Consider the following 25,801-nt stretch of genomic DNA (forward strand, 5'->3'; position numbering starts at 1 on the left):
TAACTTTATTTCTCACCAGATATAAAAAAAGAGCCCATTCTACATGAGCTCCTTTTTGCTACACCTCAATAATGATGGGGAGAATCATCGGACGTCGTTTCGTTTTTTCGTACAGGAATCTACTCAGGGTCTCCTTAATAGTCTGTTTGATGATATTCCATTGCCCTAGATCAGGCTCACTCATCTTTTGAAGGGTAGAAGTTACAAGCTGGTTAATTTCCTCCATTAAAGATTCTGAGTTTCGGACATAGATGAACCCTCTGGAGATAGTATCCGGTTCGTTTAATAGACGTCCATCTGTTTGACTTAGAGTAATTACTGTAATCAAAATCCCGTCTGCCGATAGCTGGCGACGATCACGAAGCACGACATTCCCGATATCCCCAATGCCAAGGCCATCCACTAGGATCTGTCCAGCAGTCACTTTGCCCGATTGACGGACAACACCTGACGAAGACTCGACGAGGTCACCATTCTTTAGAATAAAGATATTATCGGGGTTAACACCAACTGCCTCCGCCAACAAGCTGTGATGATGAAGCATACGGTATTCACCATGAATCGGTATGAAATATTCAGGTTTCATTAAGGTTAACATTAATTTAAGCTCTTCTTGGCTTGCATGCCCAGACACGTGAAGCTCGCTGCGTGATCCATAGATGACTTTAGCACCAAGTACATATAAATTATCGACAATTCTAGATACATTGCGTTCATTCCCGGGAATGGGATTAGCTGCAATCAGAACAGTATCTCCAGCCTGGATTTCCATCTGCCTATGACTTGCATTAGCCAGTCGCGATAACGCGGCCATGGGCTCACCTTGACTGCCTGTACATAATACAGTTACTTGCTCCGGGGGGAGTTTGGCAGCTTCTGTAGGCTCAATCAGCATGTTATCGGGAATGCTCAGGTATCCGAGTTCTTGGGCAACCCGGACCACATTCACCATACTTCTGCCAAGTAAGGTTAATCTACGGTCTGTTAGATGAGCAGCCTCAATGATCTGTTGTAGACGGTGTACATTTGAAGCAAAGGTAGAGACAAAAATTCTGCGATCTGCTTTCATGAATGCTTCTTCTATATGAGCGCCTACGAGCTTCTCGGAGGGAGTGAAACCCGGGCGTTCTGCATTGGTACTCTCAGATAGAAGAAATCTTACACCGTTCTTCCCGATGTCGGCCATTTTATGTATATCGGGATACTGCTTATTCACAGGGGTCATGTCAAATTTGAAATCCCCTGTATGAACAACGGTCCCTTCTGGGGTATCGAACACAACACCAAGGCAATCCGGAATACTATGATTGGTATTAAAAAACGTTATAGTAAACGCACCTAGCTTTAAAGTGGAGTCAGAATCAATGACATGAAGCTTGGTTTGACGTAATAATCCATGTTCCCTCAGTTTATTTTCAATTAGGCCTAAGGTTAACCGGGATGCATAAATCGGAAGATTTAATTGTTTGAGCAGATACGGAATTCCTCCAATATGATCCTCATGTCCATGTGTAACTACTAATGCTCGAACCTTATCAAGATTGCTTAATAAATACGTAACATCAGGAATAATGAGGTCAATTCCCAGTAGACTCTCGTCCGGAAATTTAGAGCCGCAATCAATGACAACAATATCATCAGCATATTGCAGCAAATACATATTCTTACCAATTTCATTCACACCGCCTAATGCTGCTATCCAGAGCTGCTTTGCTGACGCTTTCATTAAAGTCCCTCCCTTAATAAATTCACCTATATTATGTATGAAACCCCTTATAATTATCCTTTCATTTAAGTGGTACAATAGATTGATACTCGAAGGTTAGGGGACCGATTAATCATGAACATCAGACGAATACAAATGAAGGATAATTATGCTATCGAACTAATTATTAGGGAGTGCCTAATGGAGTTCGGAGGGAATAGAGCAGGTTTAGCGTGGGAAGATGACAGCTTGCATCATTTATATCAGTACTATACTAATGATGAGAATCGAGCATACTGGATTGTTGAGGAGGAAGGAACTGTGTTAGGAGGTTGCGGAATTGCACCTTTCGGGAAGGAAGAGGACATATGTGAATTACAAAAAATGTATTTAACTTCTACTACTAGAGGTACTGGAGTAGCCACCGAACTATTGAATATCGCACTGGATTTTGCCAAACTTCATTACAACAAATGTTATCTGGAGACGTTGCAGAATATGCAGGGAGCTAACCGCTTTTATACAAAAAGCGGATTTGAACGTATAAACGAGCCACTTGCAGGTTCGGAGCATTTTGCTTGTGATGCTTGGTATATAAAAGACTTAACTCGATAGATTAAAAAATGTGAGCCTGGATTACCGGGCTTTTTTATATGTTACTAGATATTTTTATTTGACAACAAAACCGTCCAGACGGTATAGTAAATAGCAGAGGTGATTAACGTGAACAGTAATTCTAAACGGAAAGCTATTCTTCTGGCTGCTTCCGCGGTTGTTAAAAATAATGGCGTGGAGAAGCTGACGCTTGAAGCTGTTGCTAAAGAGGCTGGTGTCAGTAAAGGCGGACTGCTGCACCATTTTCCAAATAAAGAGGCTTTGATCATGGGGATGGTGGAAGAGTTAACGAACGATTTTTTTACTAATGTTCAAGAAAGGGCAATGAGCGCAACCGTTGAGAAAGGAAAGTGGAGTCGGGCTTTTGCTGAAGCTATTGATGAAGATCTTAAAGAAGGCAAAGAGATCGGTACCGCACTTTCGGCTGCTCTTTTTACCAATCCGGATATTCTTAGTAAATTTCAAAATCAATATGCAATGTGGCAAAAAAATATAGAGAACGACGGCATTGATCCTGTCCGTTCTACTATCGTTAGGTTGGCTGCAGACGGGTTATGGTATTCTGAGATGTTCGGATTAGGTGTGTTAGAAGATGAATTACGGACTAAAGTCATTCAAGATTTAATAAATATGACGAAGTAAGGAGGCGCTAAATTTGAATTCATATGTATTATTGGCAACAGCGATTATCTTTGAGGTATTTGGCAGTTCAATGCTAAAAGTATCTAACGGGTTTAAAAAGCTATTACCTTCCATTGGAGTGATCCTTGGGATGGGTTTTGCCTTTTATAGTCTTTCTTTAGCACTTAAAACAATTCCATTAGGGACGGCTTATGCGATTTGGTCAGGGGTGGGTACAGCATTGACAGCCTTAATAGGTGTACTCATTTATAAAGAGAGCTTTAACCGTAAGAAGTTATTAGGTCTGCTGCTCATTATTGGTGGGGTAATTATTATGAAGCTCTCTGGTGGGGCTCATTAGAATTTGGAGGCTGTAGCATGAAAAGAAATGTTGGATATATAGCTCTAGGTATAGCGATTGCTAGCGAAGTCGTAGGCACTACTATGCTGAAAATGTCGGAAGGATTCACGCAATTACTCCCATCAATAGGGGTTATTATTGGTTTTATAATCGCTTTTTATAGTTTATCTATAAGCCTTAGAGAATTACCGTTAAGCTTAGCATATGCGATCTGGTCGGGTGTAGGTACAGTTCTAACCGCACTTGTGGGTATGGTTGTATGGGGAGATCCATTTGGTATTCTTACGTTTGCCGGAATAGTATTAATAGTAGGCGGGGTAGTATTATTAAACGCACCTTCTGCAGATCAAGAGAGAGCTCGTTAAATCGGGCTCTTTTTTTGTTTGAATAGATGTCATAGATTCCGTAAATCGCATAGTTTCGTAATAATGGTATCACTTACCTTTTCCGTAGAATTACATCTTATAGTTTGAGCTGCTATTTATCTATAATGAGTGTGTCTGAAAGTGGAGGGAGGGTGTGGTTCTTTTAAATGTGCTCTAAGGTGACTATATTTGTAAACGCTATCATTCGAGCACTTTGATAGGTTCATTATTTAGAGAATCTAACACAATTGAGGAGGATTAAAAATTAAAATGCGTAACAAGTATGTTGTATGGTCGTTGGTAGTATCCATGTTGATTTCAAGCTTATTCTTGGCTGCGGGCCCGTTTAATTTTGTTTCAGCCTCCGGAGGACCAAACCTGACACTCGGTAAAAATGTAACGGCAAGCGGTCAATCTCAAACTTATAGTCCGAACAATGTTAAAGACAGTAATCAAAATACGTATTGGGAAAGTACGAATAATGCATTCCCGCAATGGATTCAAGTCGATTTAGGTACAATTACGAATGTTGATCAAGTCGTTCTTAAGCTACCTTCTGGTTGGGAAACAAGGACGCAAACCCTGGCCGTTCAAGGCAGCACGAACGGTTCTACGTTCACAGACATTGTAGCGTCTACGAATTATGTTTTTAACCCATCAGTAGCAGGAAACAGCGTTACGATCGATTTTGCCTCAACCAGTACGCGTTATGTTCGTCTGAATGTAACGAGCAATACAGGCTGGCCAGCAGCTCAGCTTTCTGAATTCGAGATTTACGGTGCAAGCGGTCCTATTCCTACACCAACAGCAACTCCAACGTCTTCCGGTACTTACGAAGCTGAATCGGCTTCACTATCTGGAGGAGCTAAAGTAAATACGGACCATGCCGGTTATTCCGGTACGGGGTTCGTGGATGGATACTTGACGCAAGGTGCAACAACTACTTTCACGGTTAACGTACCAGCAGCAGGCAGCCGTGAGGTGACGTTGAAATACGCTAATGCAAGTGGCAGTACAAAGACAATAAGTATCTACGTCAATGGTACCAGAATTGGCCAGACCTCATTACCTAACTTGGCAAACTGGGATTCATGGAGCACTAAAGTTGAAGTACTAAATCTGAATGCAGGTAACAACACAATTGCATATAAATATGATGCTGGTGATTCTGGTAACGTTAACCTGGATCTAATCACTGTAGCGTCGACAACAACTACACCTTCTGAAACACCAACACCAACACCAACACCAACACCAACACCAACACCAACACCAACACCAACACCAACACCAACACCAACACCAACGCCAACATCAACACCAACGGTCACACCAACACCTGCTCCGGGGAGCAATTTTGCTGTTGGCAAGTCGATTACCGCATCTTCCAGCACACAAACGTTCGTAGCCACAAATGCGAACGATAACGACACAAGCACATACTGGGAAGGCGGCAGCAATCCAAGTACTTTGACGCTCGACTTAGGTGCGAACCATAACATTACTTCAATCGTATTGAAGCTGAATCCAGCCACTGCTTGGAGTACTCGTACTCAAACGATTCAGGTGCTTGGTCACAACCAAGACACAACTAGCTTCAGTAATTTGGTGGCGGCTCAATCGTATACATTTAATCCAGCTTCGAGCAACACAGTAACCATACCGGTCTCGGCAACGGTTAAACGTCTTCAGTTGAATATTACTTCGAACTCCGGTGCGCCGGCTGGGCAAATCGCAGAGTTTCAAGTATTTGGTACTCCCGGAGCAAATCCTGATCTAATGATAACGGGTATGTCCTGGTCTCCTACTACTCCGGTCGAGACAAGTGCAATTACATTAAATGCAGTTGTTAAGAACAATGGAAATTCTAGCTCCCCAGCAACAACTGTTAACTTCTACTTAAACAATGAACTAGTTGGATCTGCACCAGTAGGTTTACTAACTGCCGGGGCTTCCACAACAGCCTCAATGACATTAAATGCTGGAGCCAAAATCGCAGCGGCCTATACTCTAAGCGCTAAGGTAGATGAAAGCAATGTGATTTTTGAGCACAATGAAGGGAACAACAGCTATACGAACGGGGCACCGCTTGTTATCGCTCCGGTCTCCAGCTCTGACTTAGTGGGCGCGGCTTCATGGACACCAAGTAATCCAGTTGCCAATAGTTCTGTAGCTTTTACCGTGAATCTCAAGAATCAAGGGACCATTGCTTCTGCAAGCGGTTCTCATGGTATTACAGTAGCATTAAAGAACTCAGTGGGCTCCACTATTCAGACATTTACTGGATCCTATAACGGAACCATAGCTGCAGGAGCTTCCATTAACGTCACAATTCCAGGGACATGGACAGCAGTCAACGGCAATTACACTGTCACCACTAGTGTTGAAGTGGATGCGAACGAAGTAACAGCCAAGCAATCAAACAATGTTAGCACGGCTAATCTAGTTGTGTATGCTTTACGTGGTGCAAGCATGCCTTATAGTCGGTACGATACTGAAGATGCTACTCTCGGTGGTGGTGCAACATTGAAATCTGCTCCTACGTTTGATCAAGCACTAATCGCTTCAGAAGCATCAGGTCAGCGTTATGTAGCCCTTCCTTCGAATGGTTCGAACGTAGGATGGACAGTAAGACAGGGGCAAGGTGGCGCGGGTGTGACGATGAGATTTACTATGCCTGACTCTTCGGATGGTATGGGACTTAATGGCTCACTTGACGTGTATGTGAATGGAGTAAAAGTCAAAACCGTATCGTTAACCTCCTATTACAGCTGGCAGTATTTCTCGGGTGATATGCCTGGTGATACTCCTAGTGCTGGGCGTCCGCTCTTCCGATTTGATGAAATACACTGGAAATTAGACACCCCTCTCCAGCCTGGAGACACCATCCGGATTCAGAAGAACAATGGAGATAGCTTGGAATATGGAGTTGATTTCCTCGAAATCGAACCCGTTCCTACTGTAGTCGCTCGTCCGGCGAACTCCGTGTCAGTGACAGATTATGGTGCTGTAGCAAATGACGGTCAGGATGATCTTGCAGCCTTTAAAGCAACGGTGAATGCTGCTGTTGCAGGCGGTAAGAGTATGTATATTCCTGCCGGAACGTTTAACCTTAGCAGCATGTGGGAAATTGGTTCTGCCAGCAATATGATTAACAACTTTACGGTTACGGGTGCTGGGATCTGGCATACCAACCTCCAATTTACTAATCCTAATGCAGCGGGTGGTGGGATTTCACTCCGTATTAGCGGCAAGCTGGATTTTAGCAATGTTTATATGAATTCGAATTTGCGATCCCGTTATGGACAAAATGCAATTTATAAAGGATTTATGGATAACTTCGGAACCAATTCAATCATCCATGATGTCTGGGTAGAACATTTTGAATGTGGTATGTGGGTAGGTGACTATGCGCATACGCCTGCTATTTATGCCAGTGGGCTTGTTGTTGAGAACAGCCGGATTCGGAACAATCTTGCTGACGGCATCAACTACTCCCAAGGAACTAGCAATTCAATTGTTCGAAACACAAATGTACGTAATAACGGTGACGATGGTCTTGCTGTATGGACTAGTAATACCAATGGTGCTCCGGCGGGTGTAAATAACACATTCTCGTACAACACTATTGAGAATAACTGGCGTGCAGCAGCCATAGCATTCTTTGGAGGCGGTGGTCATAAAGCTGATCACAACTACATCATCGACACTGTAGGCGGTTCCGGTATTAGAATGAATACTGTGTTCCCGGGATACCATTTCCAAAATAATACCGGAATTGTTTTTTCGGATACAACGATTATTACAAGTGGCACCAGTAAAGACCTATACGGTGGAGAACGCGGAGCCATCGACTTGGAGGCATCGAATGATGCCATTAAGAATGTGACCTTTACCAACATCGATATCATCAATACACAACGCGATGCAATCCAGTTTGGTTATGGTGGCGGATTTGAGAATATCGTATTCAACAACATTAACATTAATGGCACAGGACTTGATGGTATTACTACTTCACGGTTCTCAGGGCCACATCAAGGTTCGGCAATCTATACCTACACAGGCAATGGTTCAGCAACGTTTAACAACCTCACGACTACGAATATCGCAAACCCCAACCTGAATTATATTCAGAGCGGATTTAATCTGACGATCCATTAAGTGAAAGCGTGTGGGAGGAGTTCTTCGGAACTCTTCTTTTTATTTGGTGAGTGGTAAAAAATTAAAGATGCGAAGGAGGATATTGGCTTGGAGAACAAGAAATAAATGGGGTGATCAACTTTTTAAGTTTATATTATGATTTTTTCATAATCATGTGAAGGAATTGAGATAGAGATGAAAACTGACAAATTAGATAAACGGAAAGCTCGGAGGCTGAAACGAAGGGCTGCCACTAAGGAACGGATTTTCAATTTAGGGTATGGGCTCTACACGACCGAAAGTGATCTCACGGAATTAGTTGAGGCTACATTATGTGCGCTAGAAGAGTATCGAAATCAGCCTCGTGTTCTGCGGTGTACCATTAGCCGAGATCAAGGACAAACTTGGACGGAAGAGTATATAGACGTGGCTATTACTGACCCCAAATTGTCGACCTTGAATATAGGAGACCTAGTTAAGTATGAGGAAGAGGAAACGATTTGTGCCATAGTAGCCAATGAAGGCGAAAACAAAGTAAATGCTTCTTATTTCGTTCCGGAGGGGCACTTATATTGGAAGGCTTGACCTTTGTTATTATTATAAATTTTGGTTTTGTGTAGGCGTTTCAAGCATGCTACAGAATTTTAATAGTTAATTAATTAAAGGAGCGATGAAGAATGAACCAGGAAGTAATTGATTTTATTGAAACGTTAAAAGAACCATGGCAGGTGGAATTATCCAATACTCTTCGTGAAGTTGTACACCAGGCGATCCCAGATGTGCAGGAACGAATTCAGTACAAGAAGCCACATTTTTTGAAAAATGGGAAATATGCCGCAGCCATCTCAACATCAAAAGATGCGGTAAGTTTTGTTATTTTTAATACGAGCGAGCTTGAGTTACCGGAAGGGATGTTTGAGGGCCCTCCGGAGAGAAAAACACTAAAACTGCGTAAAGGGAATACAGTTGATGTGGCTCAATTAGTGACTTGGGTCAGCCAAGCCTCAGCTTCACTTTAATTGCTAGATTCAGAATACAGGGCGGTATCTTAAAGTCATTTGACTTCATGAGATATCGTCTTTTTTATGGGCGAATTTGGCTATGTCGATACATAATCATTCAATAAATTGTGAAAAATAAATCAAGTGCTAGCAATGAAGGGAATGAAACCCATGAAGAAATTAAAGATAACTTGTTTGTTACTGCTTACGATCTTTGCACTAAGTGCATGCTCAAGACCAGTAGCAGATAAATCCCAGCTACCACCTCCAACGGTTGTGCCAAGTGGAGCTGAGGAAAGATTTAGCCTTGAGGAACTTGCCACTTTGATTGGAAAAGAGGATGCTCAAGTTGTCCAAGCTCTCGGCAAAGGCGCACCTAATCGTAATGAAGGTACGAATTCTACTCTTTTATCCCGCGAATATAACGAGAAGATTGTGAATCACAAAGCAAATCTTCAGGTCTCCTATGATCACACTGGAAAAGTGATTGGAGAGACGATTCATTTTGAAGAAGCTACCAAGGAAAAATTAACGCAAGAGATAACGCAACAGCTTGGAGAGCTTACGACTAAAAGTGAAGGTAGCACAGCAGATATAGAAAAAGAAGGCGAAGGTACAAACTTTCGTAAGGAATGGCAGACGGATAACGCCAAAATTTCTTTAGTTGAATCCAATGGAAAGCTGACTATTTCCATAGATACGAAGTAACAGTCGAATAATTTTAGAAAAAAAGGACGATACCCATTGTGATTAGACTATGGGTATCGTCCTTTTTTGATGATTAATTAAGGATTAAGTAGACGCATTATTGTTTGTCGAGGAGCTGAGACGATGAATCTGCTCTTCCAGGATCGTACTTGCTTTTCCTAAAAATTGTGTAATAAGTTCAAGCTCTTCATCCGAGTAGGTGGAAGCTAGTTTAAGCATCTCAGCATGCAGTGGAAGGTAAGCATTTCCGACCTCATTATTTTCATACAAAGGGACAATAATGACCTTTCGACGGTCACAGGGGTCATTTTGTCTGCGAACAAAACCGTTATTTTCAAGGCGATCAACTAATGCCGTAACACTACCTGTAGCCAGTCCGGTTAGTTTGGACAGTTCACCAGCGGTGATGGGACCTCTTTCGTGGAGAATATCTATGGATAGAAAATCATTATTATATAACCCAAGTGAGGCTGCCACATTTTGCTGATATAGTATCGTTCGACTTCCTAGGCCCCGCATACGCAATGTGAGGTCTTCCTGCTGATTTTTCGCTTGATTGTGTAGATCTCTTGACAAAAGAGAGCCCTCCTTTTAAAATATTAATATCTTGATTATCGAGATATTAGACAATAGAGATACTCGATAAACGTGCGATTAATTGAACTCATTTTATCGGAATTATTAAAGTTTTGCAAAAGGTAATGCATCAAGAAGTTTAGAGAGAGGCTGGTGTGCGATCTATAACGATAAGATTAAAATCGAAATTAAGGAAGAGCGGAGGGAACAAAAGAGAATGGTTAAGAAATTGGAAAAGAAAAATAATGTAGGCATTATTATAGCGGCTCTATTGCTGGCCACACTTATGGCATCCATGGATAACACTATATTAGCAACTGCAATGGGAACAATCGTAGGGGATCTTGGTGGTTTTGACAAACTGATGTGGGTGACTTCTGCTTATATGATAGCTGAGATGGCGGGCATGCCGATTTTCGGAAAATTATCGGATATGTATGGTCGCAAGCGTTTCTTTATTTTCGGAATTATTGTATTTATGATCGGATCTGCTTTATGTGGTACCGCAAACTCTATAGTTCAGCTGAGTATTTATCGTGCGATTCAAGGTATTGGTGGAGGGGCACTCGTTCCGATCGCATTCACTATCATGTTCGATGTGGTAGCTCCGGAAAAACGGGGGAAGATCGGCGGATTATTTGGAGCGGCTTATGGGATATCAAGTATTTTCGGACCTCTTATTGGCGCTTATATAGCGGATTATATCCATTGGTCTTGGGTCTTTTACATCAACTTACCTATAGGTGTTGTCGCATTCTTTTTAATAGCTTTCTTCTATAAAGAGTCTGTTGAGCATTCCAAGGAAAAGATCGATTACCTTGGTGCGTTTACACTTGTAGCTTCTATCCTGTGTCTCATGTTTGCGATTGAGCTTGGTGGAAAAAAATATGCTTGGGACTCTGCTATGATTGTGGGATTGTTCTTAGCTTTTGTAGTGTTTATCGTGGGATTTATTTTTATCGAACGTCGTGCAGAAGAACCCATCATTACATTCGGCATGTTCAAGAATCGTCTTTATTCTACGAGTAATGTTATGGCTATATTTAGCGGAGCAGCATTTATTACAGCCTCGGTGTACATTCCAATCTACATTCAAGGGGTTCTTGGCGGCTCGGCAACGAATTCGGGACTTGTTCTACTTCCTATGATGCTCGGCTCCGTTATCACTGCAGCAGGGGGCGGATTCCTGCTCTCGAAGTTCAACTATCGCACCATCATGATATCGACGTTAATACTGCTTGTTTTAGGTATCGCTTTGCTAACCACATTAACACCAGATTCTTCACGGTTCATGGTCACCATATTTATGTTTCTAGTAGGTCTTGGAATAGGTTCTTCATTCTCTGTTCTAAGCAACGCAGCCATTCATGGATTTACAGCAAGGCAGCGTGGTTCCGCAAGTTCGACACTTAGTTTTACAAGGGAGCTGGGAATGACACTCGGCATAACAGTATTCGGTATTATCCAAAGTCATGTGTTTTCGAATAAATTAGCATCCATGTTCAGTAGCGGTGGTGCGGCACCTATAGGGGTGAATTTAAGCGATCCAAGTACTATTTTGACCCCGGATACTCGTGAAAAAATCCCTACTGAAGTTCTTGATAAGATTACAGAGGGATTGTCCTCATCGCTTGTTCATACTTTTGCTTGGGCAATTATTCCGTCTGTTATAGCTCTATTGGCAGCATTTGTGATGAGTAAGGAGAAGTTTGATCTGGCTTCTGAATTGGGAGAGTATACGGCTTCGCATTAAGGATGTAATGTTTAAACAGACTGAATTCTCTATAAAATGGGATTCAGCCTGTTTTTATTATTGTTAAGTAAGGGATCGCGTTCAGCTTATATCTCTATAATATTGTAGCGTGAATGTAAATACCAAATAAGCTCTCTGCGGCTGCTGACACCTGACTTACTAAAAATGGACTTTAAATGATCCTGAACGGTGTAAGCAGAAATATGTAGAGAAGAAGCCAACTCTTTAGTGGATAATCCTCGAATTACACCGTGTAATATCTGCTGTTCACGCTCTGTTAAACCATACGCTTCAGCAATGATGGGAAGCATGTCCGCTGGACGTGCGGGCTCGAAAGAAATAGCTACCTGAATCTGGCTGTCAGAAGAGCGAAGACGACTTGCTCGGACGAGTAAATAAGGCCCCTCATTCATACGAATGCATACCTTAGCAATTCCGGCAGATTCGGAGGGGCTGTTGAACGCTTGCGTGCTTACTGCACGGATTGGCCGTGGTAAGACATGTGCATTCATCATTTCCAATGATCTAAGCTTTTCTAACCAGCGATCTGCAGCGGGATTGGAGGACAGAAGAGCCAAATGATCAGATAGAACTGCAATACCGGAACCATAAAGATCATCATCCCAAGTCTCCTCTCTCTCTGGAAGCTCAAGACTGAACGCACGCATTCTGGCTGCAATCAGAGGGATGAGCGAGGTGATCCAATCACATTCCTCTTGTAAGAATTCCGATTGATCCGCATTTCTGTACAGCGTCAAATAGCCCCAACAAGATTCTCCTAGAATAAGCACTGCCCTTAGTTCATCCCCAAAACCTGCTGGAGTCAAAACCTTTCGATATCGCGCACTCCGCTCTGGTTGCTGCTCGGTTGCTTCGTATATTGTAGCAACGAGGCGTTTGTTATGGACCATTTGCTCATAGCTGTTAACATCATCCTCCCCGTATTCGATCTGGAACAAGTAGGGATGAATTCGCTCTACATTGTCTTCAGTAACTGCACCGGTAGAAAGCAGTGTCTGTGGATCCACATGAGTACAGCAGGCAGCATCAAAGGGAACAGCTTCACGTAAGAGAGAGAGCAAAGAAGTACGGTAATTGTGAGATGAATCAGTAACCATACCTAGCTTATTGATTTGTTTCTTTATTTGAATGAATTGTTTATTGGTATTCATTGAGTAGCCCTCTAGTCCTTAATGGATTATAATGAACCCCCACATTTGTGGGATAGTGAACGGAAGTGAAATCCGTATAATTGAGAATGATTCTTAATCAACTCTATTATATAGGATGCGGTGATAAAAATGCAGGAAAAAGAAGATATTGTTGTTGTTGGTGGTTATGGACATGTAGGGCGTACTATATGTGAAATATTAGAGAAGAAGTATCCAGGTAAAGTATTTGCAGCAGGGAGAAGTCTTGAAAAAGCAGAGCGGTTCAGTCAATCTACACACGGCAAAGTCAAGCCGTTACAGTTGGATATCAGTAAGCCTGTACCTTCACATTTACTTGAACAAGTGAAGCTAGTCATCATGTGTTTGGATCAAACCCGTACGGATTATGTAAAAGCCTGCTTTCACAGTGGTACGCATTATGTGGATGTATCAGCGAGCGGTCCGTTTTTATCTCAAATGGAGGCGTATAGTGAAGAGGCTGCACGACACGGCTCTAAAGCCGTTCTTAGTGTAGGGCTTGCACCAGGTATAACGAATCTAATGGCTCTTGAAGCGGAAAGACAGCTAGAACAGACGGAAGAAATTGAAATAGCGATAATGCTCGGACTTGGTGATTCTCATGGGAAAGCAGCGATCGAATGGACAGTGAATAGTATAGGTGAAAAGTTTGAAATCAAGCAAAAGAATCGACAGGTAGAGGTGGACAGCTTCACCGATAGAAAGCTGTATCACTTTGGTGACGATTTAGGGAGTCGCTATGCTTATCGTTTCCCCTTTTCAGATCAACAGACGCTTGCCCGAACGCTCAAAGCATCGACTATTTCCACACGGTTTTGTCTGGATTCAGTCTTTGTAACCAAAATATTGGCCATAGCCAAAAAAACAGGGATCGTTCGATTGTTGAAGACAGGCTGGGTGAACAGAGGGATTGTTCGTGCTATGGAGCGGCTGCATTTAGGGAGTGACCAGTTCGCTATCAAGGTTGAGGCTCGAGGAAGAAATCGAGAGGGGAAGCCCACGCGTGCTGATTTAATATTGCAAGGAAAGAATCAATCCGTCGTCACAGCAAAAGTGACAGCAGCAGTATCAAAGCTCCTCTATGATTCACCATTTCCAGGCGGCGTATATCATATTGAGGAGATCACAGATCTAGCATATATTCAAAAAGAATTAGGGTCGACCCTAAGCATGGAGATCCAAGTAAAGGAGCATAATGCAGATAAATCAAAATAGAATAATTTGTGTATAGTTATTATAAGAAGCTTGATTCGTCAGGCTTCTTTTTCGTAACCCAAAAGCGTTTTGACCGTATTAACTGATGAACATTTCATTCAGGAAGAAATTCTGTTCTTTCCTAATGGGTCATGTTAACAAAAAGAGAAGTTGAGGTCATCACCTATGAATGAAAAATTTACAGATAGCGACGATACAGGATATCCGATCGCTGAGCAGAAAGCGGCTCAGTATTTTGCAGCTCTTCGGGAACAGTTCAAAGAAAAAACTTACGTGTCTACCTTAACTGAAGATTTTCGGTTGTGGAAGAAGAATCACATTCATCGCCGTTCATGGTTGTCCTTTTTATCGAGAGGGAGAAGGAAACCTGATTCTCAGGATTATCATAGATATCTAGGATGGCTGAATCAAACCGGAAAATTGGATGATTATTTGGATCGAAGCGTTTCCTATCTTTATATGAGAGATCTGGGGCAAGCGTTGGATTCACCTAATACACAGATTAGAATTAAACGTATGGTTGCTGACATTAGAAATCAGATGATTCATCCAGGCTCGACAAAGGCGGAAGATCAGTCGGATTTTATGAGTTTCACTGGGATTTATCGTTGGGCTCAGAAGGAAGGCGTTGAAACCGCCACGATTTGGGTGATAGACAAACTTAAACAGGTGTCAGACCATCTTCCGAAGGAAATGAATCCCGAACAAGCGCAGCGTAAATTGATCAAGATCATTATTGGGGTGATTCTCCATGTGATGGAAGAGATGGACGATGAAGTAACGCCAGTGGATCGTAGCAAAAGAATTGATGAAGCGATTAGGCTTGGTTATTCATATGGACTTACTTATCCATTCATTGACGATCTCCTTGATTCTAGCGTCTTAACCGAACAAGAGAAAGAACAGTACTCTCATATGATACGTACTGCGATCCTTGATAGAGTTGTGCCGGAGATCGGAGAATGGTCCGGGGAGAACATGCCGTTCATTCGATTTGTACATTCGGAGCTTAAGGAGGCTTTTGAGTATATTAAGAGGTATCAGCGGGAAGACATGCAGGATGCATTTTTCGAGCAGTCCTTTGTGTTTTTTCATTCCCAGGAGTTAGATCGAATGAAGGATCTATCTAACATGGAATACAGTAATGAAGAGCTTTTTATACCCATTATTTTAAAATCCTCATCTTCCCGTTTAATAGTCCGATCCGTAATTAGTGCTCCCACGGATGACGGATTTGATCAACGTACCTTCTTCTATGGACTATACAATCAGTTAGCTGATGATTTTGCGGATATGTTTGACGATATGGAAGCGGGCGCTGTAACGCCTTATACCTATTATTTGCAATACCGTGGTCAGCGTACCGATCTGATCAACCCTTTTGAATTATACTGGACGGTCATTTCCCATTTAATACACACCGTGTATCGCTCCGATCCTAAAACCAGTGAGGTGATATTAGATCGAGCCATCAATGGACTCAAGCGTTGTAAAGCACGTGTGGGGATTGAAAAATATAATGAGATCATGGAGATTTTTGCTTCCGGACAACCGGAATTTAATCATGTTGTGCAGCAGATGGTGCAGAAAGCGGATGATGTGGATTTTTTCGATAAGCTGCTTCGGGATCAGTTGCTTTTGAATCTGAAAAACAGCAAAAGGGAAAAAGCGGAATTTCGAGATACGATTCAAAAGGTCCGCGATCAAATCAACAAACAATTGCTGATAGCCAAGCCAGCCGAGACGCCAGTCATGAAAGAGATGCTGATAGATGCAGCTAATTATAGCCTTGAAGGGGACGGAAAGCGGATAAGGCCTATATTAACATGGGTTATGGGTGTTAACGAATATGGTCTAGATGAAACGGACATTGTACCGCTTCTGAGATCGTTGGAGTATATGCATACTGCTTCTCTAATCTTCGATGATCTTCCCTCGCAGGATAATGCCTCAACCCGGAGAGGCCGTGCGACTCTGCACGAAGTTTATAATAGCGCCACGGCGGAACTAACCGGACTGTTTCTGATTCAGAAGTCAATCGAGGAACAAGCGTCACTTCATTCCTTTGATGCAAAAGCTGTGCTTGCCTTAATGCAATATTCAGCCCAAAAGGCAGAAGATACCTGTATGGGTCAGGCGATGGATTTGAACTCTAAGGGTAAGGCGTTGACGTTAGAGCAATTAAATATGATTTGTTTTTACAAGACGGGGATTGCATTTGAAGCTTCGCTAGTAATGCCAGCTATTCTCGCTAAGGTTAACGAGTCAGAAATTCTGGCTTTGAAAAAATTTGCCTACCATGCAGGAATTGCCTTTCAGATTAAAGATGATTTGCTCGATTTGGAAGGGGATCATCATTTACTAGGTAAACCCATTGGTCAGGATGTGGAGAATAACAATTCAACGTTTGTAGCTATCCTTGGTGCAGACGATGCGCGAAAAGAGATGTGGGAGCACTACTGTCTCGCCATGGAGGCGTTAAGAAAAATACCCCGTAATATTGCTTTTCTAAAGCATTTATTGAATTATATGATTAATCGAAATCGATAATTGTTTATGAAGTGTTGGCAGGATTGCCAGCACTTTTTTTATATGGATCTAATAGTTATCCTTTCAATTATTAATTGAAATTTATTGTTTGTAATTGAATTTAAACGTATGATTGAAAATAGATAAGGAGGTGTTTGTTGTGAAGCTAGGGATTTTCTCGAAAGTATATTTAGAATATGAAATGGAGATCGCTTTACACAAAATCAAAGCGCATGGTATGAGTGCTGTTCAATTCAATTTTGTTAATGTGGGATTGGCGAGCTTACCTATAGAAATAAGTCAGAATATCATCGATCAAATCAAAGAAGCAACGATAAACAGCGGGGTTAACATTGCTGTGATCTCAGGGACATTTAATACGCTGGAGCTAAATGAGAAAAAGATAGTTGAGAATCAGCTTTGTTTTGAGAATGTAGTTAAGGCTGCTGCTGCATTAGCTGTCCCTTATGTTTCTATTTCTACGGGTAGTTTGAATCAAGAAGATTTTTGGAGTCCTCATCCTGACAATCATACAGATAGGGCATGGTCACTATTGCAGCATAGTCTGGCATGGATGCTGGAAATTGCAGAAGCAAATCAAGTGACTTTAGTATTTGAACCTGAACAAGCGAATGTGGTAAGTACGGCAGAGGATGCTTTAAGATTACTGAGAGAGATGGATTCCCCTCACCTTAAGGCTCTGTACGATGCAGCAAATCTTGTGACCCCGCAGGATCATAAAGACCTTATTGGAAAAATCACAAAAACACTAACTGCGTTGAAAGATTACATTGCCATTGCACATTGCAAGGATGCTTTTGTAACCGAAGAGAAGATTATTTTTCAACCTGTGGGTAAAGGGAATTTGCCTTTAAAGCAATACCTAAATGAATTATGTAAAAATTATGACGGTCCTATTATTATGCATGGATTAGTTGAAGCTGATGTAACGTATGCTATAAATTACCTGAAATAGATTAGGAGGACAAGAATATGGTCAAGGAAAGTAAATTATTAAACATCGGGGTGTTGGGCTGCGGTCAAATCTCTCAGGCGGCACACTTTGATTCGATTAGAAGATCACGAAATGCTAACCTTTATGCGATCTGTGATGTGGATGAATTCTTGCTCCAAAGAATGAATGCGATCTATGAACCTGATAAAGTGTATACGGAGTATGATCAAATGCTGTCAGACCCGAATGTTGATGCTGTAGTTATCGGCATTGCGGATCAATTTCACGTGGAAGCTGCAAAACAAGCCGTGCGTGCGGGTAAACATGTATTGGTAGAAAAGCCTATAGGTGTAACTATCGAAGAAGTGGAAGAACTACAAGAGCTTGTGGATCGTACCGATCTTAAAGTGCAGGTGGGAAATATGAAGAGATATGACCCTGGTATAATAGCAGCCAAAGAGTTCGTGGATCAGGAAATGGGAGAGATTATAGGTCTAAAAGCTTGGTATTGTGATTCGACTTATCGATATACCGTCACCGAGAATGTTCAACCAGTAATTATATCCGGAAAAAATATAAAGAGACCTGCTGGAGATCCAAAAGCGAATAAGGAACGCTATTATATGTTAGGTCATGGAAGTCATTTGCTCGATACTGCAAGATTTCTGGGAGGAAATATTGTAAGTGTTAAGGCGTGGAATACGCAAAAGTTCGGTGCCTATTGCTGGTTTATTACTGCGGAGTTCGAAAACGGCTTTGTAGCCCAATTGGATCTGACCATTGCGGTTCGAATGGATTGGCATGAAGGATTCCAGATATACGGTGAATTCGGAACGGTAGTAGGGAAGACTTACAACCCTTGGACATTAAAATCAAGCGATGTAGAAATTTTCAAAGCTAGTGACAACAGCTACCACAGACCACTTGGAGCCGATGGACATGTTTATAGATTACAGATTGAGGGTTTCGCAGATTCTGTACTGCACAACAATACAGGTGTAGGTGCAACGATTGAAGATGGGATGGCTACCATGAGAGCGATGCTCGCTGTAGAAGAATCGGTTAAGACTGGAAATACAATTTACCTAAGAGACGTTTCGGGTCATTTATAAAGGAGGGGAAAATATGCCTTACTTTACCTATGATCATATTCGTTTTTATTATGAAGATGATGAAGGGGATGGAGAGCCTTTTGTATTCCTTCATGGTCTGGGCGGAGACGTCAATCAAACCTTCGGTGTAATGAAGCAATCTGATCACATAAGAAGGATCTCACTAGATTTTCGAGGTCATGGAAAGACGGTGTCGTTTGGCCATGCGGATGATTTTTCTTTTAAACAATTCGCCGAGGATGTGATAGCTTTAACGGAACACCTTCATATTAAATCATTTAATATTGGAGGGATTTCAACAGGTGCTGGGGTTTCTCTTCATTTGGCATTGAGGTATCCGGCTAGCGTTAGTAAGCTTATTGTGTCTCGTCCAGCATGGGAGGATAAACCGCAAGAGAAATGGGTTCGTGAAGCTTTTGCTAAAATTCATGATGTACTGCAGGATACAGATCCCCTGACCGCCCAAAATAGATACGAAAATTCAGAGGACTATACATCCATAAATTCAGTATCGTCATATGCGGGAGAGTCTCTCTTAGGGCAGTTTAAATATCCTTATGTAAAAGAAACCTCGATGAAGTTTGTGAAGCTGCCCCAGGATTGTCCTAATGATGATCGTGAGGCTTGGAAAAACTTAAAGATGCCCACATTGATCCTTGCTAGTCAACATGACCCCATTCATCCATACGCCTATGGACGATTGCTTTCTGATTATATCCCAAACACCCATTTCATTGAGATAACTCCCAAAACGATTAATAGTAAACAACATAATCATGATTCCTATAAGGCTATCGAGAACTTTTTAAACGAAAGATGAGCACAAGCTTCAGGCGGTGTTCATCTTTTTTTGTACATTAAAAGAAATGATCTATACTGTAACCACGTTAACACCAAGTTTGTTATACCTATTAATAATCTTATTGTCTACAGTATTTTCAGTGATTAAATAGTCTAACGCAGATACCTTGGCTACAAAAAAAGTAGATATTTTCTCCAGCTTCTCTTTGGTAGCTATGGCAATAACCATGGAAGATTGCTCAAAAAGCTGATTCTTAATTATGGATTCTTCATAAGAGGGAACAGTTATGCCGACCTTTGAATCCAGTGTGGATACACCAAGGATAGTTAGATCCAAATGGATTTGTTGTATTGCTCTAAGCGTTGAAGCTCCGAATAACACTTGGTTCTTTTTATCAAGGTCGCCACCCAACAAGGTTATACTAGCTTTAGACAATCGGCATAGTGATAACGCGATAGCGGGAGAATTAGTAATAATTCTTCCATCAAAATGCTCAGGGATGTTCTCAGCCACTTTTAAATTTGTCTTGCCGCCGTCAATAAAGATAACTTTTGCATTCTCAATAAGTGTGCAAGCGCGTTTAGCTAGGTCAGCTTTGGTCTGACTATTAAATTCTACGCGAGAATTGAAATCTTTCATGTCACTGATAAGACTATGGGCTCCGCCATGGATACGTTTGAGAAGCCCCAGCTTCGATAGGCTTTGTAAGTCTTTTCGAATGGTATCTTCGGTTACATTTAATTCCTGTGTTAATTCTTGAACAACAACACGGCCTTCGGTCTCAACTTTTTTTAGGATGTACGCCTGTCTGTCAGCTTTTAGCACCGATCCACCTCTTTTCACAAAATGCTCTAAAGGATGTACTTAACGTTACTATTTTACAACATATGAAATGAATTTGAAAAAAATCAATCGATTTTACGTTCAACTCCGTCTTACTTATAGGTATATGAGATGGATGCATTTTCCTGATCGAAGACAGAGGGGGTGGTAGAAGGTGGAAAATACAATGGATGAGGTAAGAATGGTAGATTTTGCGCAGATGGATGAAGAAGCTTTTTTTAGTCGTTTGTATGTGGAGCATCGAAAAATGTACGCCATTGCCTACAGTTATCTGAGAACAGAAGCAGATACGCTGGAAGTGATCCAAGAAGCGTCATGCAGGGCATGGATGAAACGTAAAAAACTAAAGGACGAACAGTCCTTCACACCCTGGCTGATTCGAATAACGATTAATTGCTGCATGGATGAGTTAAGGCGCAAAAAACGTGTGGTACCTACGGAAAAAATGGTGGAGGAAGCGGCGCGGGAAATGAAGAGCAACGATCGAATTGATCTGGAGCGCGCGATGAATCGGATAAAGCCTAGGTATCGGCATGTCGTAACGCTTAAATACTACCATGATATGACCACTATCGAAATTGCAAAAGTTCTAAAAAGACCAGAAGGTACTATTAAGACTTGGTTGCGCGAAGGGCTTAAACAGCTTCGAAGTTATCTATAGCGATATTGGAGGTGAATGGAATGACAGATCAAGAAGAACGTATTCTACGCAAGAACATCGATGAGGTTCAACAGAACGTTGAAACAATGCAAGAAATGAAAATCTACAACGCTATGAAAAGAGGAATTGTAGAGGGGAAGAACCAGGAAAAGCGACGTATCTATACTACCGGTATGGGCGTAGTAGCAGCTGCAGCGGTTGCGTTAATGGTTACATACAATACGATAGGGTTACCGAATAAAGGAATAACACAATCTTCTGTACAATCAGTCAGCATTAAAAATACGGATAATTTCAAAGCATATCGCTCGTTCTCAAGGTTAGAGCCTGCATTAGCCAGTGCCCTTGAGCAGAATCTTGTTGTGCCGGTCGGTCAAAGTGCGGAAAACAAGGGATACCTGATAGATGTGACAGGTGCCGTTACAGATGGACGGAAGGTTTATGTTTTATACAGTGTTCAGAACAATACGGACGAAGTAGTTATACACGCGGATTTTGAGCTTCAATTTGAAGGAATAAAGGAGTCGCCTCTTCACAAAGGCGCATCATTAAGTATGCTAGCTAGCGAGAGCCGAATTCAACCCGGGCAGTCTATGGATTTTATATACTCCACCAATCTTTCGCCAACGATTCAATATCCAAAGAAAGTAAACTATAATATTATTCTTACTGAAACTTCAGATAAAGCGCTCCTATCCAGCAGCAATAAGTACCGAACAAGCCTAGATGTTGCTTTCGAGCTTGATCCTGACATGCTCAAAGCACAGGAACGTATGCTGGATACAGACGGAACACTGACCATAGATGGACAAAAGATTAAAGTAACCGAGGTCCAATATACTCCGCTAAGCACCTATGTCGATCTTGCGTATGACGAGAACAATGATAAACAAATTTTCCAATTAATTAACCCAGTTTTGATCAGTAAATATGAAGGTGTCGAGGAGAAGTATTATTATCCCACACTTATCACTGCTGATAACTCTGAAGTCTACTCGGATAATTCCAAGGCAACGTTAGTGTTCAGAAACAGTGAAAAGATTGTAAAGAGCAAGCCAGACAGCGTCTCGTTGAAAGCATTCGGAATTTCGGCCGTTGAAAAGGATCAGATGAAAATTGTCGTCGATCTTAACAAGTATCAGCTTATAGAAGCGCCGGGAAGTGGACTCGAGTTAGTCACGCCAAAACAAGAGAATAATGTAGAGGAAGGAGAAATCCTCCTAAGACGTAATCTTGAGAATGCTCAATATTTAGAAGGCTCTACTAGACTTGCTGAGACTTTTACTGACGCAAAAGGGAAGGTACATAATAGAGCAACTTCCACAAGCAGCTTCAGCAGCTATACGACTTCTAAGGATGGGTCAGCCGTGAACGAGTTTGGATATAATTTTGGTGCGGAAGCGAAGAACTATCCTCAGCCATTAACGATAACGTTAGAGAAATATACAAATCCAATTATGGATACGCAGGCTGTGGAGTTGTACTCGAAGAATTAGAAAGCAATGAATGATTAAACAAAAGATTGAATTTTATATTAACTCTTTTAGCCGTTGATAATTCTATCAACGGTTTTTCTGTGACCCCACATCTTCATTCTTTGAAATTTAAGAAATACTTAATATATACCGTACTTCTTTTTAAAAAGTTTTACTTATTCTAAGTACATGAAGGAGGTTACTGAAAGAATGATAAATCCAATTATGAAGAAATGGCTCCGAAAGGATGGCTCAGCGGCAATAATGTTCCTGGCACCAAGCGGTATCGGATTCGCGATGTTTTACCTTATACCGTTTGTTATGGGAGTATTCTATTCTTTTATGGACAGCACGATAGAGGGCCACTTTGTAGGGTTTGATAATTACCGAGAGCTGCTAGATAGCGATTCTTTCCGTAAAGCAGCATCTAATACATTTTATTTTAGCCTGATAAGTGTTCCACTAATGCTTGTGCTCTCGTTAGGATTAGCGATGTTATTGAATAAAAATACATATCTTCGGAATTGGCTGAGGACTGGATACGTGTTGCCGCTTGTCGTACCTGTCGCCTCCATCATTCTGATCTGGCAGATGCTCTTCGATTGGAATGGCTCGCTTAACGCCTGGCTGAACAACTTCGGTATCGATCGTGTGGATTGGATGAAGACGGATGCAGCTAGAAATGTAATCATTGTTGTTTATTTATGGAAGAACATCGGTTATAACGTGATTTTATTCTTGGCGGGATTGCAGCAAATTCCAAAGGATTATTATGAAACGGCTCAAATTGAAGGTGCTGGTCGATTACGGCAGTTTCGCAGTATTACACTTGTATATCTAACCTCTTCGATGTTTTTTGTGGTCATCATGTCGATCATTAATTCATTCAAAGTGTTTCGAGAAACGTACTTGATCGCAGGCGAGTATCCGCATGACAGTATCTACATGCTGCAGCATTATATGAACAATATGTTCATGTCGCTCGATGTTCAGAAGCTGACTGCCGCGGCGACCTTAATGTTTGGTTGTATTTTATTGATTGTGTTGGGATTGTTTACATTTGAACGGAGGCATAGACAATTCATGGAATAGGGGTGAAAAGGTTGTGCCAGTTGTCAAAGTGTTGCGAAAAGGGGCATTAACACTCTTCATGGCTGTTATTGCAGTCTTGTTATTATTCCCGATTGTGATCACATTCACAAATTCGCTTATGACAGAGAAAGAAATTGAGATCAATTATGGACCTATCGGGATAATGAATGAGGTGATTGAAGGGAGAGAAGATCCTTTTGTAAATTTAAAATTGCTGCCGGATCAAGTGTCCTTGGACCAGTATACTAAGGTTCTTCTAGACAACCCTAAATATCTGACGATGTTTTGGAACTCAGTATTCATGGTTGTGCCCATCATTGCAGGACAAACATTGGTAGCAGCACTCGCTGCCTATGCTTTCTCGAAGCTGAAATTCCGGGGACGAGATCCTTTGTTTCTTATTTATGTCCTAACGATACTTATGCCTTTCCAAGTGACGCTAGTACCGAACTATATTATGGCGGATAAGCTCGGAATATTAAATAGTTCATATGCAATTATATTGCCTGGAATTTTCGCAGCTTTTGGTGTGTTTATGCTCAGACAGTTCATGCTAGATATACCATATGCGTATATCGAAGCAAGCAAAATGGATGGTGCTGGACATTTTTTGATTTTCTACAAGATTATACTTCCGATGATTAAACCTGGTCTGGCAGCACTCGTCATATTATTGTTCGTTGATTATTGGAATATGGTGGAGCAGCCGCTTATTTTTCTAGATGATCCGTTTAAGCAGCCATTGTCAGTCTTTTTATCGAGGATCAATGAAGGCGAGAGAGGAATTGCTTTTGCTGCATCCATACTTTACATGGCTCCGATGGTGATGCTGTTTCTGTATGCGGAATCGTATTTTATTGAAGGCGTTCAATTGTCTGGTATCAAAGGTTGATTGGAGGAGAATGACGGGATATGGAGTTAGGTATAGAGTCGGCTGATCGTAGACGTAAACGAAATATTCAAGTCGTCTTCATGGCTTTTATGGGATTATTGTTGTTTTTTACATTGTTCAGTAACACGATACAATCTTTGACCTTGCCGAAAGTTAGAACCGAAAAACCAACAAAGGGAAATCTTTTATTTAGGATTGAAGGTAGTGGGGTCTTGCAGCCACTTGCTGAAGTTAAACTTTCGAATACTTCCGGACTAAAGGTCGAACAAATTCTAGTGAAAGAAGGACAACGTGTAAAAAAGGGACAAAAGCTTATTATCTATGAGAGCAAAACTGCTGAGCAAGAATTGAAAGATGAAATAACAAATTTAGAAAAGCAGAAAATTGATCAACAAAATAGGCAAGATCAGTTCATCCAATCCGCGCTGGAGGAGGATGAATTCAAAATCAGAAATGCAAGACGTGATATCGAAAAAGGTAAATTAGATATCTTAGCCCAGGAAAATAAGATTAGCGGACTTAAAAATCGTCTAACAACTGAGAAACAACTACTCTCTCCGTTCGATGGATTGATTTCAAAATTAAGTGCCGTCGAAGGATTAATTTCAATGGGAGAACCGGATGTAATTGTATCCAACAGTAGTCGGGGTTACAGATTGGATATTGTTATGGATTCCGTGCATTTGTCCAATTTAGGGATTTCTGCTGGAGAAAAGATAGAGGTTGAGGTTGATATGAATCATGGACAAGAAACCCGGACCCTAAGCGGCTTAATTGAAGAAGTTGTGAATTCAGAGTCACGTACTGATAGCCCCTCTAGTAATGAGTCCGGGAAAACTCAAACCATTCCTCAAAAGAATTTGAGAATAAAAGTCGTTGATCCAGAACTTAAAGGAGGTGAACAGGCTCGGATCAAAATCGAAAAACATTCACTCCAAGAGGGACTACTCCTATCCAATGAAGCTATTCATGAGGATCGTGAAGGTTTGTTTGTCTATAAAGTTGATGAGCAGCGGGGGGCATTAGGCAATGTCTTTGTCGCTCAAAAAGTTCGTATTCACTCCAGTGAAAAAAACGAGAAAGAAACGATGATTCAATCAGATATTCTCTATGAGGAGGATTCAATTATTCTGGAAAGTAGTGAACCTCTTGAAGACGGGAATCGAGTTCGACTGCAATAAGAAATC

23 protein-coding genes are annotated in these 25,801 nt (G+C 41.5%); 19 read left to right on the forward strand and 4 right to left on the reverse strand.

Annotated elements, in window-relative coordinates; genetic code table 11:
* Window positions 1-58 precede the first annotated feature (58 nt).
* Window positions 59-1,726 (reverse strand): ribonuclease J, encoded by a 1,668-nt coding sequence (locus tag R50345_RS14340; RefSeq protein ID WP_042127578.1) that lies wholly within the window; start codon window positions 1,724-1,726, stop codon window positions 59-61.
* A 114-nt stretch (window positions 1,727-1,840) separates the two neighbouring features.
* Here R50345_RS14340 and R50345_RS14345 point away from each other — a divergent pair, with 114 nt between their 5' ends.
* The 8 genes from R50345_RS14345 to R50345_RS14380 all read left to right on the forward strand — a co-directional run bounded on the left by R50345_RS14345 (window position 1,841) and on the right by R50345_RS14380 (window position 9,519).
* On the forward strand, window positions 1,841-2,320 hold the full coding sequence (locus tag R50345_RS14345; protein ID WP_042127580.1) for a GNAT family N-acetyltransferase: 480 nt from the start codon (window positions 1,841-1,843) through the stop codon (window positions 2,318-2,320).
* A gap of 108 nt (window positions 2,321-2,428) precedes the next feature.
* Entirely contained in the window at window positions 2,429-2,962 is a 534-nt protein-coding gene (locus R50345_RS14350; protein WP_042127581.1) for a TetR/AcrR family transcriptional regulator, read from the forward strand.
* 13 nt (window positions 2,963-2,975) lie between these two features.
* Entirely contained in the window at window positions 2,976-3,302 is a 327-nt protein-coding gene (locus R50345_RS14355) for a DMT family transporter (RefSeq protein ID WP_042127584.1), read from the forward strand.
* Window positions 3,303-3,319: 17 nt separating this feature from the next.
* On the forward strand, window positions 3,320-3,667 hold the full coding sequence (locus R50345_RS14360; protein ID WP_042127587.1) for a DMT family transporter: 348 nt from the start codon (window positions 3,320-3,322) through the stop codon (window positions 3,665-3,667).
* Window positions 3,668-3,937: 270 nt separating this feature from the next.
* Entirely contained in the window at window positions 3,938-7,831 is a 3,894-nt protein-coding gene (locus R50345_RS14365) for a discoidin domain-containing protein (protein WP_042127589.1), read from the forward strand.
* A gap of 174 nt (window positions 7,832-8,005) precedes the next feature.
* On the forward strand, window positions 8,006-8,395 hold the full coding sequence (locus tag R50345_RS14370; protein ID WP_042127591.1) for a hypothetical protein: 390 nt from the start codon (window positions 8,006-8,008) through the stop codon (window positions 8,393-8,395).
* Window positions 8,396-8,487: 92 nt separating this feature from the next.
* Complete coding sequence (locus R50345_RS14375; RefSeq protein ID WP_042127593.1) at window positions 8,488-8,829, forward strand: DUF1801 domain-containing protein; 342 nt, start codon at window positions 8,488-8,490, stop codon at window positions 8,827-8,829.
* A 153-nt stretch (window positions 8,830-8,982) separates the two neighbouring features.
* Complete coding sequence (locus tag R50345_RS14380; protein WP_042127595.1) at window positions 8,983-9,519, forward strand: hypothetical protein; 537 nt, start codon at window positions 8,983-8,985, stop codon at window positions 9,517-9,519.
* 84 nt (window positions 9,520-9,603) lie between these two features.
* Here R50345_RS14380 and R50345_RS14385 read toward each other — a convergent pair whose 3' ends face one another.
* A complete protein-coding gene (locus R50345_RS14385) occupies window positions 9,604-10,038 on the reverse strand; it encodes a MarR family winged helix-turn-helix transcriptional regulator (protein WP_156114927.1) in 435 nt (144 codons plus the stop codon).
* Between the two features lie 274 nt (window positions 10,039-10,312).
* Here R50345_RS14385 and R50345_RS14390 point away from each other — a divergent pair, with 274 nt between their 5' ends.
* Window positions 10,313-11,848, forward strand: coding sequence for an MDR family MFS transporter (locus tag R50345_RS14390; RefSeq protein WP_042127598.1), 1,536 nt, complete (start codon window positions 10,313-10,315; stop codon window positions 11,846-11,848).
* An 86-nt stretch (window positions 11,849-11,934) separates the two neighbouring features.
* On the opposite strand, the gene R50345_RS14395 is transcribed toward R50345_RS14390, so the two are convergent.
* Window positions 11,935-13,020 carry a helix-turn-helix transcriptional regulator gene (locus R50345_RS14395; RefSeq protein ID WP_042127600.1) on the reverse strand — a complete coding sequence of 362 codons (1,086 nt, stop codon included), beginning with the start codon at window positions 13,018-13,020 and terminating at the stop codon, window positions 11,935-11,937.
* Window positions 13,021-13,149: 129 nt separating this feature from the next.
* Here R50345_RS14395 and R50345_RS14400 point away from each other — a divergent pair, with 129 nt between their 5' ends.
* The 5 genes from R50345_RS14400 to R50345_RS14420 all read left to right on the forward strand — a co-directional run bounded on the left by R50345_RS14400 (window position 13,150) and on the right by R50345_RS14420 (window position 19,669).
* Window positions 13,150-14,253 (forward strand): saccharopine dehydrogenase family protein, encoded by a 1,104-nt coding sequence (locus tag R50345_RS14400; RefSeq protein ID WP_042127602.1) that lies wholly within the window; start codon window positions 13,150-13,152, stop codon window positions 14,251-14,253.
* Window positions 14,254-14,418: 165 nt separating this feature from the next.
* A complete protein-coding gene (locus tag R50345_RS14405; RefSeq protein WP_042127604.1) occupies window positions 14,419-16,803 on the forward strand; it encodes a polyprenyl synthetase family protein in 2,385 nt (794 codons plus the stop codon).
* A 139-nt stretch (window positions 16,804-16,942) separates the two neighbouring features.
* Entirely contained in the window at window positions 16,943-17,758 is an 816-nt protein-coding gene (locus R50345_RS14410) for a sugar phosphate isomerase/epimerase family protein (RefSeq protein ID WP_042127606.1), read from the forward strand.
* 17 nt (window positions 17,759-17,775) lie between these two features.
* Window positions 17,776-18,849, forward strand: a complete 1,074-nt coding sequence (locus R50345_RS14415) for a Gfo/Idh/MocA family protein (RefSeq protein WP_042127608.1) — start codon at window positions 17,776-17,778, stop codon at window positions 18,847-18,849.
* A gap of 13 nt (window positions 18,850-18,862) precedes the next feature.
* The gene (locus tag R50345_RS14420; RefSeq protein WP_042127609.1) at window positions 18,863-19,669 is read left to right on the forward strand and encodes an alpha/beta fold hydrolase; all 807 of its coding nucleotides are present in this window, start codon (window positions 18,863-18,865) and stop codon (window positions 19,667-19,669) included.
* A gap of 51 nt (window positions 19,670-19,720) precedes the next feature.
* Here R50345_RS14420 and R50345_RS14425 read toward each other — a convergent pair whose 3' ends face one another.
* Window positions 19,721-20,476 carry a DeoR/GlpR family DNA-binding transcription regulator gene (locus R50345_RS14425; protein ID WP_042127611.1) on the reverse strand — a complete coding sequence of 252 codons (756 nt, stop codon included), beginning with the start codon at window positions 20,474-20,476 and terminating at the stop codon, window positions 19,721-19,723.
* A gap of 184 nt (window positions 20,477-20,660) precedes the next feature.
* Between R50345_RS14425 and R50345_RS14430 the strand changes: the two genes are divergently transcribed.
* From R50345_RS14430 to R50345_RS14450, 5 genes are all read left to right on the forward strand, one after another.
* A complete protein-coding gene (locus R50345_RS14430; RefSeq protein WP_042132176.1) occupies window positions 20,661-21,155 on the forward strand; it encodes an RNA polymerase sigma factor in 495 nt (164 codons plus the stop codon).
* A gap of 20 nt (window positions 21,156-21,175) precedes the next feature.
* On the forward strand, window positions 21,176-22,651 hold the full coding sequence (locus R50345_RS14435) for a DUF4179 domain-containing protein (RefSeq protein WP_042127613.1): 1,476 nt from the start codon (window positions 21,176-21,178) through the stop codon (window positions 22,649-22,651).
* A gap of 204 nt (window positions 22,652-22,855) precedes the next feature.
* On the forward strand, window positions 22,856-23,722 hold the full coding sequence (locus R50345_RS14440; protein WP_042132177.1) for a carbohydrate ABC transporter permease: 867 nt from the start codon (window positions 22,856-22,858) through the stop codon (window positions 23,720-23,722).
* A 58-nt stretch (window positions 23,723-23,780) separates the two neighbouring features.
* Window positions 23,781-24,614 (forward strand): carbohydrate ABC transporter permease, encoded by an 834-nt coding sequence (locus R50345_RS14445; RefSeq protein WP_197069808.1) that lies wholly within the window; start codon window positions 23,781-23,783, stop codon window positions 24,612-24,614.
* Between the two features lie 20 nt (window positions 24,615-24,634).
* Complete coding sequence (locus R50345_RS14450) at window positions 24,635-25,795, forward strand: efflux RND transporter periplasmic adaptor subunit (RefSeq protein WP_042127618.1); 1,161 nt, start codon at window positions 24,635-24,637, stop codon at window positions 25,793-25,795.
* Window positions 25,796-25,801 lie beyond the last annotated feature (6 nt).

Source organism: Paenibacillus sp. FSL R5-0345, from assembly GCF_000758585.1.
GTDB lineage: Bacteria > Bacillota > Bacilli > Paenibacillales > Paenibacillaceae > Paenibacillus_AQ.